This is a genomic window from Mucilaginibacter sp. SMC90 (assembly GCF_022811725.1).
Taxonomy (GTDB): domain Bacteria; phylum Bacteroidota; class Bacteroidia; order Sphingobacteriales; family Sphingobacteriaceae; genus Mucilaginibacter.
The window spans coordinates 7,125,845-7,140,963 of the sequence record NZ_CP094527.1; the positions used below are offsets into that span (position 1 = coordinate 7,125,845).

Sequence of the window (15,119 nt, forward strand, 5' to 3'; positions counted from 1 at the left end):
ATTAAGGGCATGAAATTACTGCGTGCCTACCTTGCTGATTTTGCTGCCCTGCTGTTTCCTGAGCTTTGCCCGGCCTGCCAGGCAAGTTTAGTGGCCGGTGAGCACATCATATGCAGCGATTGCCGCTTTAATTTGCCTTTTACCAATTTCCATCAGCAGCCTGCTAATGTTGTAGCCCAGCAGTTTTGGGGCAAAATTAATGTAGAGGCCGCCTATGCACTTTATTATTTTCACAAAGGGGGAAAGATCCAGAACCTGATGCACCACTTTAAATACAAAGGCATGCATCAAATAGGCAACCTGCTTGGCAGCATAGCCGGGGCGCAACTGGCCTCAAATGATATTTTTAATGCTACAGATATAATAATTCCTGTTCCCCTGCACACAAGCCGCCTGCGCGAACGGGGTTACAACCAAAGCGCCTGTTTTGCTTACGGCCTTGCGGAAAAGCTAAATGCTGTTGTTGATGAGCAGAGCCTGGTGCGTACAGTAGCTACTAAAACGCAAACCCAACGGTCGCGCTTTGCCCGGTTTGAAAACATGCAGAATGTATTTGCGGTTAAAAATCCTGCCGCACTTGAAGGTAAACACGTTTTATTGGTTGATGATATAGTAACCACCGGCTCAACGCTTGAAGCCTGCGGTGTCGAGTTATTGAAAGTACCCAGGTTGAAGTTGAGCATAGCTGCGATAGCTTATGCGGTGTAGGATTAATTTGTGGCTAATGGTATAACCTATGTCATTGCGAGGAGCAGCAAAGGTGGTGTAAGGGCGCGACGTGGCAATCGCATGCTATACAGGGCGGCCATACTTCCGTGCGATTGCCACGCTATCGCTCGCAATGACATGGATTTTGACCAATCTCTAACCACTAAAAGCTACTGCTGCTGATACCTGCTTAATTTATCATAAAGCACCCGCGGATCAAAAGGTTTGAGGATATAATCATTCATACCGGCATTGTTGATCTCGCCCATTTGGTTACTGAGCATGGAGGCCGTAAGGGCTATGATTGGCAATTGCTGAAAATAGCTGTCTGTTTTTGCACGGATAATGCCTGTGGCTTCCAAACCACCCATTTCAGGCATGTGAATATCCATCAGTACTACATTGTAATTACGGTTGGCTTCAACCTTTTCAATAGCTTCAATGCCGTTTTCGGCAAAATCAGCATTGGCACCCCACTTCTTTAAGATTTTGTTAATGAGGAGGCGGTTTATCTGATTATCATCAACTACTAAAACATTAATTTTAAGTCCTTCTTCCACGTTATTGCTATTTCTGTTTAACTGGTAATCACCCTTTTTAAAACCTATGGTAAACCAAAAGGTTGAACCCTGCCCCGGCACACTATCAACATTTATCCGTGAGTCATGCAGCTCAATTAATCGCTTGCTGATGGCCAGGCCTAAACCGGTACCACCGTACTTACGTGTAGTATCCAATTCGGCTTGTTTAAACTGTTCAAATATGGTGCCCAGTTTATTAGCAGCAATACCTATACCTGTATCAATTACAGCAAACCTGATACGCACATCCTGCTCAGTTTCCTGTATCACCCGCAAATCAATAGTGACACCGCCTTTATCGGTAAACTTAATAGCATTACCAACCAGGTTAAGTAGTATCTGGATCAGGCGGGTACGGTCGCCCAAAATAACTTTAGGTATGGCCCCATCAATGGTCTTGCTAATATAAATATTTTTTTCACCGGCTTTATACTGCATCGAACTTGTTATACTTTGAACAAGCTCCGTTAAATCAACCCGCTCTTTTTCAAGCTCAACATTTCCGGTTTCGATCTTAGCAAAATCAAGCACATCATTGATCAGCGTCATCAGGTTTTCGGCCGAGAATTTCAGAATGTTAAGATTTTCTTTCTGCCCTTCAAGCGGGTCGTCCTCCAGTAACAAATGCGACATACCAATTACGGCATTTAGCGGTGTACGGATTTCATGGCTCATCACCGAAATGAACATATCTTTTGCACGGCTCAGCTGCAAAGCCTCCTCGCGGGCAGTGATCAATTCAATTTCGGCTTTCTTTTTAGCTGTTATATCAATAATAACCTCTATATATTTATCTACCTCACCCCTGCTGTTGATGATCACCGAATTAATTACCGAAATCCACAACGGTTGCCTGTCTTTACGGTAAACCAACAGGTCAACCTCAAACGATTGTTTATTGCGGGACAGCTCACGCGCCTTTTGAATAATGGATACATCCGTAAGCTCGCCTTTAAGCACATCCCCAAGGTGATTATTTTCTACCTCGAGCAAAGTGTAACCCGTTATTTGCTCAAAGGCTTTATTTACCCATTCAACCTTACCATCACTGTTGTTAATTACCACGCCGCTGGCTGTACTGCTGGCCACTAATGATAGCATGGTCAACTGCTCTTCGGTTTTCTTACGCTGCGTGATATCAACCATTACGGCTATCTGCCGTTCAACGCTGCCAACCTCATTAAACAATGGGCTATTTGATAAAAACACCCAAATTGGGGTTTTATCTTTTTTGTAAATTTTTATTTCAATCTCGTAGCCACGCTTTTCCTCCACAGCCTTTACCGCTGCCTTAAATACATTGAGGTCGGTATCTTCGCCAAGCAACATGGTACCAAACATCTTGCCCTGCATTTCATCAAGGGTATAACCTGTAATACTTTCAAGGGCTTCGTTCATCCAAACCACCTCGCCCGTATTACTGCGGATAAGGATACCGCTGGGCGACTTGCGTGCTGCAAATGATAATATTTCAACTTCCTGCTCGGCCAGTTTACGTTTGGTAATATCTATGATAATCCTGATGGATTTATCAACCGTTCCGTCACTTTTATAAATGAGGGAATTCATTACCGAGATCCATTTAGATGCGCCGTTTTTTGCATTGAAGAACAGTTCAGCCTCGTACGGTACTTTATTGCGGATTGCCTCGTCCAGTTTTTCTATAGCTTCTGCACTTAAAGGTTTTCCCTTTATTACATCCCGCAAACGGAGTTGCTTAACATCGGCAAAAGTATAACCTGTTATATTTTCAAAGGCATCATTTGTCCACAATATGCGGTCGTGCGCATCACTGATCACTACCCCGTTGCTCACCTTACTTGCTACCAGCGAAAGGAGTTCGAGATCATGCGCAACCTGTTTCTGGTATGTAATGTCGCGGCCGCTGGCAAACCATTTATCGTTTTTGAAGGTCACCGACCAACTTATCCACTTACTATCCCCATCTACGGTAATTACAGGCGTTTCGATTTCAAATTTACGCTGTTGTTTACCGATACCTTTTTTTAGCGCATCCAATGATTGTTCGCGTGCCCATTCGGGGAAAAACTTCCAGATAGGCACACCGCATACCTCGGCCACAGCATAACCCAAAACAGATTTTACCGCGCGGTTAATATGCCCGATATTAAAATCCCTGTCCATGATGCAATGAATATCGGGCGAGCTGTCAAAAAGGTCATGAAATTCCTGGTGGCTTTTAAGGTTTTTTTCCAGTTCCAGTTTCTGTTTACGCAGCAGCAAATGAGACATAACCTCATCGGCCAGTGTGCGAAGCGCATCGCGCTGTTGGGCAGTAAGCCTGCGCGGCTGCATATCGATCACACATAACGAACCTAACCGGTGACCATCCGGATCAATCAATGGGGCGCCTGCATAAAAACGCACGCCCATTTCATTAGCACTGGGGTTATGCTTAAATTCCTCATCCTCCGCAGAATCGGTTATTTCAAGAAGCGCATCGGATTGAATAGTACGGTTACAAAAAGCGTCGGCGCGGGGTGTTTCCCCCACGTCGACGCCGTATGTTGATTTAAACCATTGCCTTTCGGCATCAAGCAACGTAATTAACGCTACAGGCACCTGGCATATATAAGAAGCTAAACGCGTAATAGCGTCATATTCCTTTTCGGGCATGGTATCCAAAACATGGTACGATTGGAGCGCAGCTAAACGCTTATCTTCTATGTTTGATGGATCTTCCTGCCTTGGTGTCATTATTTATTCTGAGTCCGTATCTCTGTACAACGGGAAATCGTACATTAACTTGTGAACCCTTTTACGTATTTTTTTGATAGAATGTTCATTTTCAGGATCAGAAATTACGGCATCTATCAACTCAACAATATGCTCCATATGTTTTTCCTTCATGCCACGGGTTGTGATAGCGGCAGTACCCACACGGATACCAGAAGTTACAAATGGCGATTTATCATCATAAGGCACCATGTTTTTATTCACGGTGATATCTGCAGTAACCAAAGCATTTTCAGCAGCTTTACCTGTAATATTTTTATTACGCAGGTCGATGAGCATTAAATGGTTATCGGTACCGTTAGATATGATCTGGTAGCCCAGTTTTACAAATGCTTCGGCCATAGCATCGGCATTCTTTTTAACCTGTACAATGTATTTCATGTAGCTATCGCTCAAAGCCTCGCCAAAAGCTACTGCTTTAGCGGCAATGATGTGCTCTAACGGACCACCCTGCGTGCCAGGGAATACAGCCATATCCAGCAATGATGACATCATCCTGATCTCGCCTTTAGGCGTTTTGATACCGAATGGGTTTTCAAAATCCTTACCCATCATAATTAAACCACCACGCGGACCGCGTAAGGTTTTGTGGGTTGTAGTAGTAACAATGTGGCAATGCGGCAGCGGATCGGTCAATAAACCACGGGCAATTAAACCCGCCGGGTGCGAAATATCGGCCAGCACCAAAGCACCAACCTCATCAGCTACCTTACGGATAAACTCATAATCCCAATCGCGCGAGTATGCCGAAGCACCGGCAATGATCAATTTTGGTTTTTCGCGCAGGGCAACTTCTTTCAGTTGGTCATAATCAACCAAACCGGTTTCTTTTTTAACCCCATAAAAATGCGGCTCATATAATTTGCCCGAAAAGTTAACAGGCGAACCATGTGTTAAGTGACCACCGTGAGAAAGATCGAAGCCTAATATTTTATCGCCCGGCTGCAATACAGCAAGCATAACTGCTGCATTTGCCTGTGCACCTGAATGCGGTTGTACGTTAACCCACTCGGCGTTAAACAATTGCTTGGCGCGTTCAATAGCTATGGTTTCAATTTCGTCAACAACCTGGCAGCCGCCATAATAACGCTTGCCTGGTAAACCTTCGGCATATTTGTTGGTTGCAACAGAACCTGCAGCTTCCATAACCTGCCTGCTTACAAAATTCTCAGATGCAATAAGCTCAATGCCTTCTTCCTGGCGTTGCTGCTCTTCATCCAATAGCTTAAATATCAGTTTGTCTCTTTTCATTGTGTGTTTTTAACGGCGCTAAGTTAGCGAAAAAGATAGATTTGAGATGTGAGATATTAGATTTGAGACGTAAGCTATGTTAGATTTTATTTAGATAAGAACAAACGCAATATAATTTGCTAATCAAGTGGTTGTGACGAATAAATTATCAGGAAATCTTTTATAACCGCAATGATCAGGGAAATAGTATTTAAATAGTTCGGGCCTTTGGTTTAAATCTCATGCCGAAAAATTTCTACACGAATGATTTTCAAACCTTACACAATTAATCGAATTACACGAATCTTAAATTATTACCGATTCAAAATTCGTGTAATTCGATTAATACGTAAAAATTCGTGGAGAAATTTTTCACTTATTCGATTTCACCGGCATATGGTTATCACTTTTTAATTTTTATTTCCCGTAACCACTCCTTGATTCCCTCACGTGCCTGTTTTTCACGTTCGCCCTGCATTACAAAATAAATACCGTCCCGCTCAATCCCGCCTTTGGTTGTAAAGCCATCTAATACCCGGCTCTTGGGGCATAACTCTTTTACTGTTTCAAAAGTACTGCCAATGCCATAGCCTGCATTGGTATTGAATGGAACAATTGTTTTTCCGCTCAGATCATATTGCTTTAGGAAACTTTTCACCGGCGGCGGCAGCTTCATGCCCCAGGTAGGGAAACCAACAAAAACTACATCATACTGATCGATGCTGTCAATTTTCGTTTTCAATGGCGGCAGGTAGCCGGTTTCATTTTCTTTAACAACTTGCTGTACTATGGCCTGATAATTTTCAGGATATGGCTTTTCCAGCTCCAATGCTATTAACTTTCCGGCTACCTGCTCATGTATGATATTAGCTATCGCCCTGGTATTATTTGTTCGGGACAGGTATACGATCAGGATCTTTTTTGCCGGTATGGGTTGCGCGTTGGAGCAGGCAGAAATACTGCAGAGCACGGTTAACATCAAAACAAAGCATATCTTTTTCATAGGCCTGTTTTATTGCTTACCTGGTGCTTCCATTTTAACCGGCCTTAGCAATTGTGAGAAAGTGAGTGAACCCATTTTCCATTTGCCGTTTTCTTTAAGGTATACCTCAGTTACCATGAAAGCGTGAGTAACTTCGTTTCCATCAACTACTGCCAGCAAGTCGATATCATTTAACAAAATGGCCGTATTACCAAAAATGTTTACTGAAGCAGAATAGACCGCTGCCTTTTTATACCAGATCCCTCCGGATTTAATGACATTGAGTTCCTGTGATTTTCCCCAGCTTCCACCCATGTGAACAAACACGCATTTTTCATCAAACAATACATTTAACGAATCAACATTTTTATCGGCCATCCAGGTCCACTTAGCTTTAGACAGATCCATAACCTGCTGCTCTGCCTTTGTAGGTACGGCCGGTGATGCAGTTTGCGCCTGTGTGCGGGATAATTGTGCGCCTGTTATTAACAGGAGCAGTGTGATAAGTGATACTTTCATAATTTTTGCAGGATTATTGGTATTGATAAGTTATTTCACGCTGTTATATTCTTCATCGGTTACCCTTTGCAGCCATTGTGTTTTATTGGTTGCCCCTTTAGTGCTTACAGCTATGTAAGTAAACGTCGATTTAGGCGATGCACCATGCCAGTGGGCTACGCCGGGAATGCATTTGATTACATCACCCTGATGTACCACCTGGATAGGTTTGCCTTTTTCCTGGTAATAGCCGGTACCTTCGGTGATCATCAGGATTTGCCCGGCCGGGTGGATATGCCAGTCGAGCTTAGCGCCCGGCGCAAATGTTGCCGTAGCGATATTGCAATCAATCACGCTATCGGCCTTATTCAATTCCGTAAGCCAAACATCGCCCGTGTGGTTATTGGTTTTGGATAATTCGCCTTTGGCGAAGATAGGCCCTGTTTGCGCCGTTGCGCGTGTAGAAGCCATCGCTCCCAATAAGATCATTACATACAGTACTTTTTTCATGTTGTTGCAGGTTTAATTATTTAATTTTCTTTCTCCAAGCCATTTCACCATTGCCGGATCCCGGTGGTCAAAAAAACTGCTTGCTTTGGTATCTAATGTTTTAATAGCATCCATATCTTCTGCGCTCAGTTCAAAATCAAAAATGTCAATGTTCTCTTCCATCCGTTCTTTGCGTACTGATTTGGGAATTGCTACCACGCCCCTTTGTGTAAGCCAGCGAAGGATGACCTGGGCAATTGATTTATTGTACTTCCCGGCAATGGACTGTAGCAGTTCATTATGAAAAATGTTGTTTTTGCCTTCGGCAAATGGCCCCCACGATTCAATCTGTACCTGATTGTCAATCATGAACTGTTGTGCGTCATTTTGCTGATGAAAAGGATGGGTTTCAACCTGGTTTACTGCGGGAACAATCTCGCTGTGAACGATGAGGTCAATCAACCGGTCGGGATGGAAATTACTTACACCGATAGCCCTTACTTTTCCTTCTTTATACAGTTCTTCCATCGCCCGCCATTCGCCGTAAACATCACCATAGGGCTGATGAATCAGGTATAAGTCGAGATAATCCAATTGCAGCTTTTTCAGCGAGCTTTCAAAAGCCTTTTTTGCCCCGGCATAGCCATCCCGCTGGATCCAAAGCTTAGTAGTGATAAACAATTCTTCCCTTGCTACACCGCTGGTTTTGATAGCCTTACCTACAGTCTCTTCGTTCATGTAAGACTCCGCCGTATCAATCAAACGATAACCTGTTTCTATAGCGTCCCTTACACTTCTTTCACACTCCGCCAGGTCTGTTACCTGGAACACACCAAACCCAAGGATGGGCATTTCGACACCGTTATTTAATTTAACTTTTTGCATAGCTGATATTTAACATCACAAAGTTGAGGTCTTTTGTTTGCCGAAACAGGATACAGATTACGGATGTTTATACCATTATTACTGATTAGGTACGCCCGGGTGCCAACGCATTGATTAATAGCGTAAATTCGAACTAAAATAAGAGTGGATATGGATAGCATGCGCCGTTTCAATACGATAAGTGAATACAATGCATTTAACAACAACGAAACCAAACACCCATTGGTGAGCGTTGTCGATCTGTCAAAGGCCGACCCGCGGTCGGGCTCCCGGATGTATTTCGGCTTTTACATTGTGTTTTTAAAAGATGTTAAATGTGGCGACATGGTGTATGGCAGAAATACCTATGATTACCAGGAAGGGACGTTGGTTTTACTTGCCCCCGGGCAGGTAGCCGGCATAAACAGCAATGGTGAAATCTATCAGCCTAAAGGTAATGCGCTGGCCTTTCACCCCGACCTCATACACGGCACTTCGCTCGGCAGGCGAATCCAGGAGTTTACTTTTTTCGGCTATCAATCCAACGAGGCATTGCACTTGTCCGAACGTGAAAGAAATATCGTTTTGGATTGTTTTTCCAAAATAGATTATGAACTGGAGCGGGGTGTGGATAAACACAGCAAACGCCTGATCGTGGCTAATATCGAATTGTTCATGGATTACTGCACCCGTTTTTACGACAGGCAGTTCATCACCCGTGATCATATACACCAGGGAATTTTAGAAAGATTTGAAAGCCTGTTGAACGATTATTTCGGGTCGGACAAGCCACAAACCATCGGGTTACCGGCCGTAGCCTGGTGTGCAGACCAATTGAACCTTTCGGCCAACTACTTTGGCGACCTGGTTAAAAAAGAAACAGGCAAAACTGCCCAGGAATATATTCAGGCCAAACTGATTGATATGGCTAAAGAAAAGATCTTTGACGGCAGCAAAACCATTAATCAGGTTGCTTACGAATTAGGGTTTAAATATCCACAGCATTTTGCCCGATTGTTTAAAAAGAGAGTTGGCCATACGCCACAGGAGTACCGCTCATTAAATTGAAAAGCAGGTAGATTATTTGAAGCAAATGAATTTCAATCCGCAGCAGGCGGTAAGGCATCACCAACGTCAGATTGGTGATTTAGTTGATTACCTGTACTGGTAACGGTGTTCCGGGGTGAGATCCGGAACATTTTTGTAAAAAAGCTGAAAGCCTAAAGCTAAAGGCTCAAAGCTTTTGTATCATCTGCCCAAAAGCTTTCGGCTTTAAGCCTTTAGCTTTCAGCTTCAATCCCGGCTTTCGAAGAGATCCAAAAGTTATTGTATCCCAATCCTATCTGGATATCGATCAAATCCTGCTGCAGCATTTCAAGCACGGCCAAAAAGTTATAAACAAAATGCACCTTATTTTCAGACTCCTTAGCGATGGCTTTAAAATCGAGCATTTTATTGATTTTCAGCAGATCGGCAACTGCCTTCTTTTGCTTTTCGATGGTGTAGGGATATTGTACTACGGTATGTTTTACTTCCTCGCTGCGCCTGGTAAAATTACGGATCATCCGCTCATAAACAACCATGAGGCGGTAAAGGGTTAGCTCGGAAAGTTCTTCGCCGGGCACAGCCACTTTTTCAACCTGTTCAAGATCATGTTTAATATTGCCGCGCTTTTCCTGCTTAAAGCGCTCATCTTCCATGGGCCTGATCTCTTCGCAAACCTCCTTGAATTTTTTGTACTCGATGAGTTTTCTGATCAGGTTTTCTTTGGTGTCCGGGTCATCACCTGCTTCCTCAGTGCCATAACGGGGCAGCAGCATTTTGGCTTTAATACGCATAAGCGTTGCCGCAACGAAAATAAACTCGCTGGCAATTTCCATGTTGAGGCTTGTCATCTGGTGCAGGTAGTGCAGAAAATCATCGGCAATTTTTGCTATCGGAATATCATGGATATCCAGCTCATCGCGTTCAATGAAAAACAGCAGCAGGTCAAACGGGCCTTCAAACTGGGGTAACCTAATGGCAAAACTATCGTCGGTCATAAAGGGTCAAAAATAAACATTTTACAACATCAAATAATTACAAATCAGCCGCCTTAGTCAAGGCTCTTACTTGTTACAAAGAGATTCACTAATTCAATGACGCCCCGGTTAATAAGTTTAAATATTAAAGCCAATAGTTAGCGAGGCTAACTATTGTACTTTCCGCGGCATACAGCGTACCTGCAAAACAATTAATACATTTATATGTCCTTACTTTAACAATAATTAGTTTATTTTGCAGGTTAAATATCCTTACAAATGTCAATGCAGGTACCGGCCGGGAATTTATTACAAAAAATAAATTATCCATCTGATTTAAAGCCACTTAATGAAAATGAGCTTGAACAGGTATGCAAGGAACTACGCCAGTATATTATTGACGTGGTATCAGTTAATGGCGGGCACTTTGCTGCAAGCCTTGGCGTGGTTGAACTTACAGTAGCGCTGCAGTATGTGCTTAATACGCCATATGATCAGTTAGTTTGGGATGTTGGCCACCAGGCCTACGGCCACAAAATACTTACCGGCCGCCGCGACGAGTTTCACACCAACCGCATTCACGGTGGTATTAGCGGGTTTCCAAAACGCTCGGAGAGTCAATATGATACTTTTGGTGTAGGCCACTCATCAACATCTATATCAGCAGCGCTGGGTATGGCTGTTGCTTCCCAATATAAAGGCGAAACCGACAGGCAGCACGTAGCTGTGATAGGCGATGGCTCGATGACCGCAGGTATGGCTTTTGAAGCACTTAACCACGCTGGTATCGAAAACTCAAACCTCCTGGTGATCCTGAATGATAATAACATGGCCATCGACCCTAATGTTGGCGCGTTAAAAGAATACCTGACCGACATCACTACCTCAAAGCCATATAATCGCTTCAGAGACGATATCGCCCATGTGCTTGCCAAGTTATCATCAATTGGGCCTGATGCTTTTAAAATAGCTCAAAAGCTTGAAAAAAGCATCAAAGGCACACTGCTTAAACGCAGCAACTTTTTTGAAGCCCTTAAGTTCAGGTATTTTGGCCCTATTGACGGCCATGATGTAAATCATCTGATAAAGGTATTGAAGGACCTGCGCGATATCCCGGGCCCTAAATTACTGCACTGCATCACAGTAAAAGGGAAAGGCTATGCCCTTGCCGAAAAAGACCAAACCAAATGGCACGCTCCCGGCTTGTTTGACAAGATCACCGGAGAGATCAAAAAAACTAAATACGATAAGCCTCAGCCACCTAAATTTCAGGATGTATTTGGGCATACCATAATTGAACTTGCCGAGCAAAACCCTAAAATAATGGGTATTACCCCGGCAATGCCTTCAGGTTGTTCACTGAACCTTATGATGAAGGCTATGCCGAACCGAGCGTTTGACGTGGGCATTGCCGAACAGCATGCGGTAACATTTTCTGCAGGTTTAGCAACTCAGGGGCTTATTCCTTTTTGTAACATCTATTCCAGCTTTATGCAACGGGCATATGATCAGGTGATCCATGACGTAGCTATACAAAAGCTCAATGTAATATTTTGTCTTGACCGTGCCGGTTTTGCCGGAGCAGACGGGGCCACGCACCATGGCGCTTATGACATGGCATACATGCGCTGTATACCAAACATGATCGTATCTGCGCCCATGAACGAGGAAGAGCTCCGCAACCTGATGTTTACTGCCCAGCAGGAAAACATGGGGCCGTTTGTAATCAGGTATCCACGCGGCAACGGCGTTATGGTTGACTGGCAGCGTCCGTTCAAAGCTATCCCAGTAGGTAAAGGCCGCAAGGTTTGTGATGGTGATGATGTAGCGATCCTCTCTATCGGGGCTATAGGCAACGAAGTAGTTAAAGCCACAGCCGAACTTAATGCCGAAGGGTACAATCCTGCCCATTACGATCTTCGGTTTGTAAAACCGCTTGATGAAGCTTTACTGCATGAAGTATTCAAAAACTTCAATAAAGTAATTACCGTTGAGGATGGCTGTATTGAAGGCGGCATGGGCAGCGCGGTGCTCGAGTTTATGGCCGACAACGGCTACACTAACATCCGGGTTAAACGCCTGGGCATTCCTGATAAATTCATTGAACACGGCGACCAGCCTGAACTTTGGGCCGAATGTGGGTTTAATGCCAGTGGCATAGCCCAGCAAGTACGCAGCATGGCCGAAAAGCGAAATGTGAATAATATAGCATCGTAAATGCCGGGCTTCATAATTGTATAGAAGAAGCTTTTCTTTCAATCATTTTTCAGATAAATGGAAGGCATACTTTATATAGAAAATTTCATTGCTGATCCTGCGTCACTATTCAGTTTCCTGACAATGAACATTGTTTGGGACGAGCGAATGGCGGCTCGGAAAACTGCCAGCTACGGTGTGGCTTATAACTATTCGCAAATAAGCTATCCATTTCGGCAATTTTTGCCCGAGTTGTATGTAATCATACAACAACTTGCAAACACGCTTGCTTTTGAGCCTAACAATTGCCTTTTGAATTATTACCTTGATGGAAAGGCCAAGATGGGATACCATTCTGACCAAACAGATATTCTTTATCCTGGTACTGGCGTCGCAATTATTTCGGTAGGAGAACCGCGAACTTTTAGGTTCCGAAATATCGAAAATAAGGATGAATTTGTTAATTATGAGCTTGCATCAGGTAGCCTGATATATATGACACAAGAAGTTCAGGAGCAATGGGAGCATGCCATACCGCCATCGGATACCGAAAACGGGAGGATAAGCCTAACATTCCGAAAAATCAGCGGCTAACCAAGTTTGTCTATGTCAAAAGCTTGATAATCGCACCTGAAACTTTTGTGAAGCTTGTGCTTTTTAATGTACCGGCCGTGCGTATGATCATATTTTTATTAGCAGTAAAAATACGCGAAGGGCGAATATTTGAGGCTACGGGTAAAGATCCTTTCACAAAATCAGTCTGATCAATAGCAATAGCATAGGTATCTTTGCTTTGCTGGCTCGTTATCTGGCATAATATAATGTCATCGCCCTGTAAATCGGCTAACACTAAAGCCGGTCTCTTCTTGCTACCAGTTAAATCAGAAAAAGGAAATGGAATAACTACAATATCTCCTTTTACAAATCCTGCCATGCCTCATCTTCTTCTGCTGTCAACCAACTTTTAGCCAAAACTGCTTCTGTTGCAAAATGGGTTGTGATATTGTCCATACTTTCGATAGTGCTATCGGCTTCCTCAATGGTAAATGCAATAACCTCCACTTGTTTACCAACAAATTCTTCGGGTAAATTAATTGATATGTTACGATTGCTCGGCTTTACCACTGTTCTGATCATATTCAAATATACTAAAAGTAAAATTTAATTATATCGGTATAATATTGAATATATCATCAATGCGCTTTATAACTCACCAGATCATTATACACAGCACGGAACGAACTGCGGATACCAAATGTCAGCATCGAAGTTTTATCATTAAACTGATCATTTTTATCTCTGCGGATCAAGCCGCCCAGTTCAAACCTCAAGTTGTATTTAGGGTTAATTAAATAGGCTACTTTTCCTTCCATATATACCATATTGGTTGTTAAACCCTGCCCTGTATAATTGCCGTTTTGCCTTGCAGGATCGCGATATCCCTGAAATGGGTCTTTACCATAGTTCAGGCCATTAACGTCAAGCCCGTAGTGCCCGTAATCAACCTCGCCGGTAAAGTCAAACCGTTTGTATGAATAATTAAGCAACCCAACCGCCTCGCGGAAATTAGCGCCCCATGGATGCCCTATAGGCTCACCATTTTCGGTATAATTGATCACAGAAGAACGCTCCGAATAAGTATATGGCTTAACATTGTTTGTTTCGAGCAAATAGTTTAAGCCTTTAACGTTAAACAGGTTTGCGCCCCTTATACCCAACTGAAAACCATATTTATTGCGTGAGCTCCCTTTGCTTGAAAAAAAACTTGATGATTCAAATTCATCAAGTGCAAACTGACCGTATGCGGTAATACCATCAGTTAGCTTATACTTGGCAGTAAACCCTATTAAAGCATTATCAGGCGAGCCGTTTGAGGCTTCAACCGGCCTTAAAAATATTACCGGGTTTATATAAGTAAAATCAAACCCGCGCTTATGGCCTAAATCATCTTTAGCAGCCCAAACTACGGCATCAAAAAAGCCGAGTGACAGTCTGTTAGTTACATTCCAATCTAAATAATGAAACACACCAAATTTTTTCCTGTCGCCATTATCCACCTTCACAGAAAGCGGGTCATCAAAATAAGTCCACATGGCCATGTACCGCACATTGCCTAATGTTGCTGTTAACTTAAAAAAAGGATATGGCGACGCATAGTCAGATAATAACAACGAGCGATAACCATCTCCAATAAAAGTTTTATCGCGACCAGCACTGATATTCAAAAATTTTATAGGAGTATAAGATACGTTTGCCGTAATATATGACCAACGATACTCATTACCGTAAATGCCTGCGTATGCCTGTCCTGGCGATATGCCTACCTGGTTAACATAAGTTTGCAGATAATTGGGCAACACTGCGCGGTTTTCATAACCGGCCACGTTATATGAAAAGTTTTTCCCGAAGGTTCCGCCAAATTGAATTCCGAGTGTACCAAAATTGGTATTCTTTTTATCCGAAAAATCACGGCTCAAATTAAAGTCAGGTAACAGATCGGCATAAAAAGTAGAGTTACTGGTCTTTACATCAATCTGGTGCTCGTTAAAGAAGCGGCCTTTAATCCCATTCATGTTCATTAACGAATCATAATGAGTTTTCAAAAGCGAATCGTCAACCATGAATGGCTTTAATGAGCTATGTACACGCGTTTTGGTTGAATAAACATCTTCGTTAAGTTTTTGATAAAACTGGTAATTATAGGGTTGATAGTCGGACTGGGCTTTCGCAAGCCCGCTTATCAAAAACAATAAAATAATGCTTGTAAATATTCTCTTCATATATCGTTTATAT

Annotated in this window: 14 protein-coding genes; 4 read left to right on the top strand and 10 right to left on the bottom strand. The window is 43.0% G+C overall.

What is annotated here, in order from left to right; genetic code table 11:
- Nucleotides 1-9: 9 nt before the first annotated feature.
- Nucleotides 10-708 (top strand): ComF family protein, encoded by a 699-nt coding sequence (locus tag MTO98_RS29685; RefSeq protein ID WP_243482681.1) that lies wholly within the window; start codon nt 10-12, stop codon nt 706-708.
- 170 nt (nt 709-878) lie between these two features.
- Here the strand turns inward: MTO98_RS29685 and MTO98_RS29690 are convergent, their stop codons facing one another.
- The 6 genes from MTO98_RS29690 to MTO98_RS29715 all read right to left on the bottom strand — a co-directional run bounded on the left by MTO98_RS29690 (nt 879) and on the right by MTO98_RS29715 (nt 8,130).
- On the bottom strand, nt 879-4,007 hold the full coding sequence (locus tag MTO98_RS29690) for a PAS domain S-box protein (RefSeq protein ID WP_243482683.1): 3,129 nt from the start codon (nt 4,005-4,007) through the stop codon (nt 879-881).
- A gap of 3 nt (nt 4,008-4,010) precedes the next feature.
- Nucleotides 4,011-5,297 carry a serine hydroxymethyltransferase gene (gene glyA, locus MTO98_RS29695; protein ID WP_243482685.1) on the bottom strand — a complete coding sequence of 429 codons (1,287 nt, stop codon included), beginning with the start codon at nt 5,295-5,297 and terminating at the stop codon, nt 4,011-4,013.
- A gap of 382 nt (nt 5,298-5,679) precedes the next feature.
- Nucleotides 5,680-6,279: a flavodoxin gene (locus MTO98_RS29700; RefSeq protein ID WP_243482687.1), complete on the bottom strand. Its 600-nt coding sequence runs from the start codon at nt 6,277-6,279 to the stop codon at nt 5,680-5,682.
- A gap of 9 nt (nt 6,280-6,288) precedes the next feature.
- Nucleotides 6,289-6,777, bottom strand: coding sequence for a nuclear transport factor 2 family protein (locus MTO98_RS29705; protein WP_243482689.1), 489 nt, complete (start codon nt 6,775-6,777; stop codon nt 6,289-6,291).
- A 30-nt stretch (nt 6,778-6,807) separates the two neighbouring features.
- Nucleotides 6,808-7,266: a cupin domain-containing protein gene (locus MTO98_RS29710; RefSeq protein ID WP_243482692.1), complete on the bottom strand. Its 459-nt coding sequence runs from the start codon at nt 7,264-7,266 to the stop codon at nt 6,808-6,810.
- 12 nt (nt 7,267-7,278) lie between these two features.
- Entirely contained in the window at nt 7,279-8,130 is an 852-nt protein-coding gene (locus MTO98_RS29715) for an aldo/keto reductase (protein WP_243482694.1), read from the bottom strand.
- 150 nt (nt 8,131-8,280) lie between these two features.
- On the opposite strand from MTO98_RS29715, the gene MTO98_RS29720 reads away from it, so the two are divergent.
- Nucleotides 8,281-9,177, top strand: a complete 897-nt coding sequence (locus tag MTO98_RS29720) for an AraC family transcriptional regulator (RefSeq protein WP_243482697.1) — start codon at nt 8,281-8,283, stop codon at nt 9,175-9,177.
- A 212-nt stretch (nt 9,178-9,389) separates the two neighbouring features.
- On the opposite strand, the gene MTO98_RS29725 is transcribed toward MTO98_RS29720, so the two are convergent.
- Nucleotides 9,390-10,151 (bottom strand): ScpA family protein, encoded by a 762-nt coding sequence (locus MTO98_RS29725; protein WP_243482699.1) that lies wholly within the window; start codon nt 10,149-10,151, stop codon nt 9,390-9,392.
- Between the two features lie 264 nt (nt 10,152-10,415).
- Here MTO98_RS29725 and dxs point away from each other — a divergent pair, with 264 nt between their 5' ends.
- Together dxs and MTO98_RS29735 are read left to right on the top strand one after the other, a co-directional pair.
- Nucleotides 10,416-12,347 (top strand): 1-deoxy-D-xylulose-5-phosphate synthase, encoded by a 1,932-nt coding sequence (gene dxs, locus MTO98_RS29730; protein WP_243487959.1) that lies wholly within the window; start codon nt 10,416-10,418, stop codon nt 12,345-12,347.
- A gap of 57 nt (nt 12,348-12,404) precedes the next feature.
- Nucleotides 12,405-12,920, top strand: coding sequence for an alpha-ketoglutarate-dependent dioxygenase AlkB (locus MTO98_RS29735; RefSeq protein WP_243482701.1), 516 nt, complete (start codon nt 12,405-12,407; stop codon nt 12,918-12,920).
- A 10-nt stretch (nt 12,921-12,930) separates the two neighbouring features.
- Here MTO98_RS29735 and MTO98_RS29740 read toward each other — a convergent pair whose 3' ends face one another.
- The 3 genes from MTO98_RS29740 to MTO98_RS29750 are packed head-to-tail and all read right to left on the bottom strand — an operon-like array spanning nt 12,931 to nt 15,106.
- Entirely contained in the window at nt 12,931-13,260 is a 330-nt protein-coding gene (locus tag MTO98_RS29740) for a type II toxin-antitoxin system PemK/MazF family toxin (RefSeq protein ID WP_243482703.1), read from the bottom strand.
- Nucleotides 13,245-13,463 carry a hypothetical protein gene (locus MTO98_RS29745; protein ID WP_243482705.1) on the bottom strand — a complete coding sequence of 73 codons (219 nt, stop codon included), beginning with the start codon at nt 13,461-13,463 and terminating at the stop codon, nt 13,245-13,247. Before MTO98_RS29745 ends, MTO98_RS29740 begins: the two co-directional genes overlap by 16 nt.
- A gap of 56 nt (nt 13,464-13,519) precedes the next feature.
- Entirely contained in the window at nt 13,520-15,106 is a 1,587-nt protein-coding gene (locus MTO98_RS29750) for a capsule assembly Wzi family protein (protein WP_243482708.1), read from the bottom strand.
- Nucleotides 15,107-15,119 lie beyond the last annotated feature (13 nt).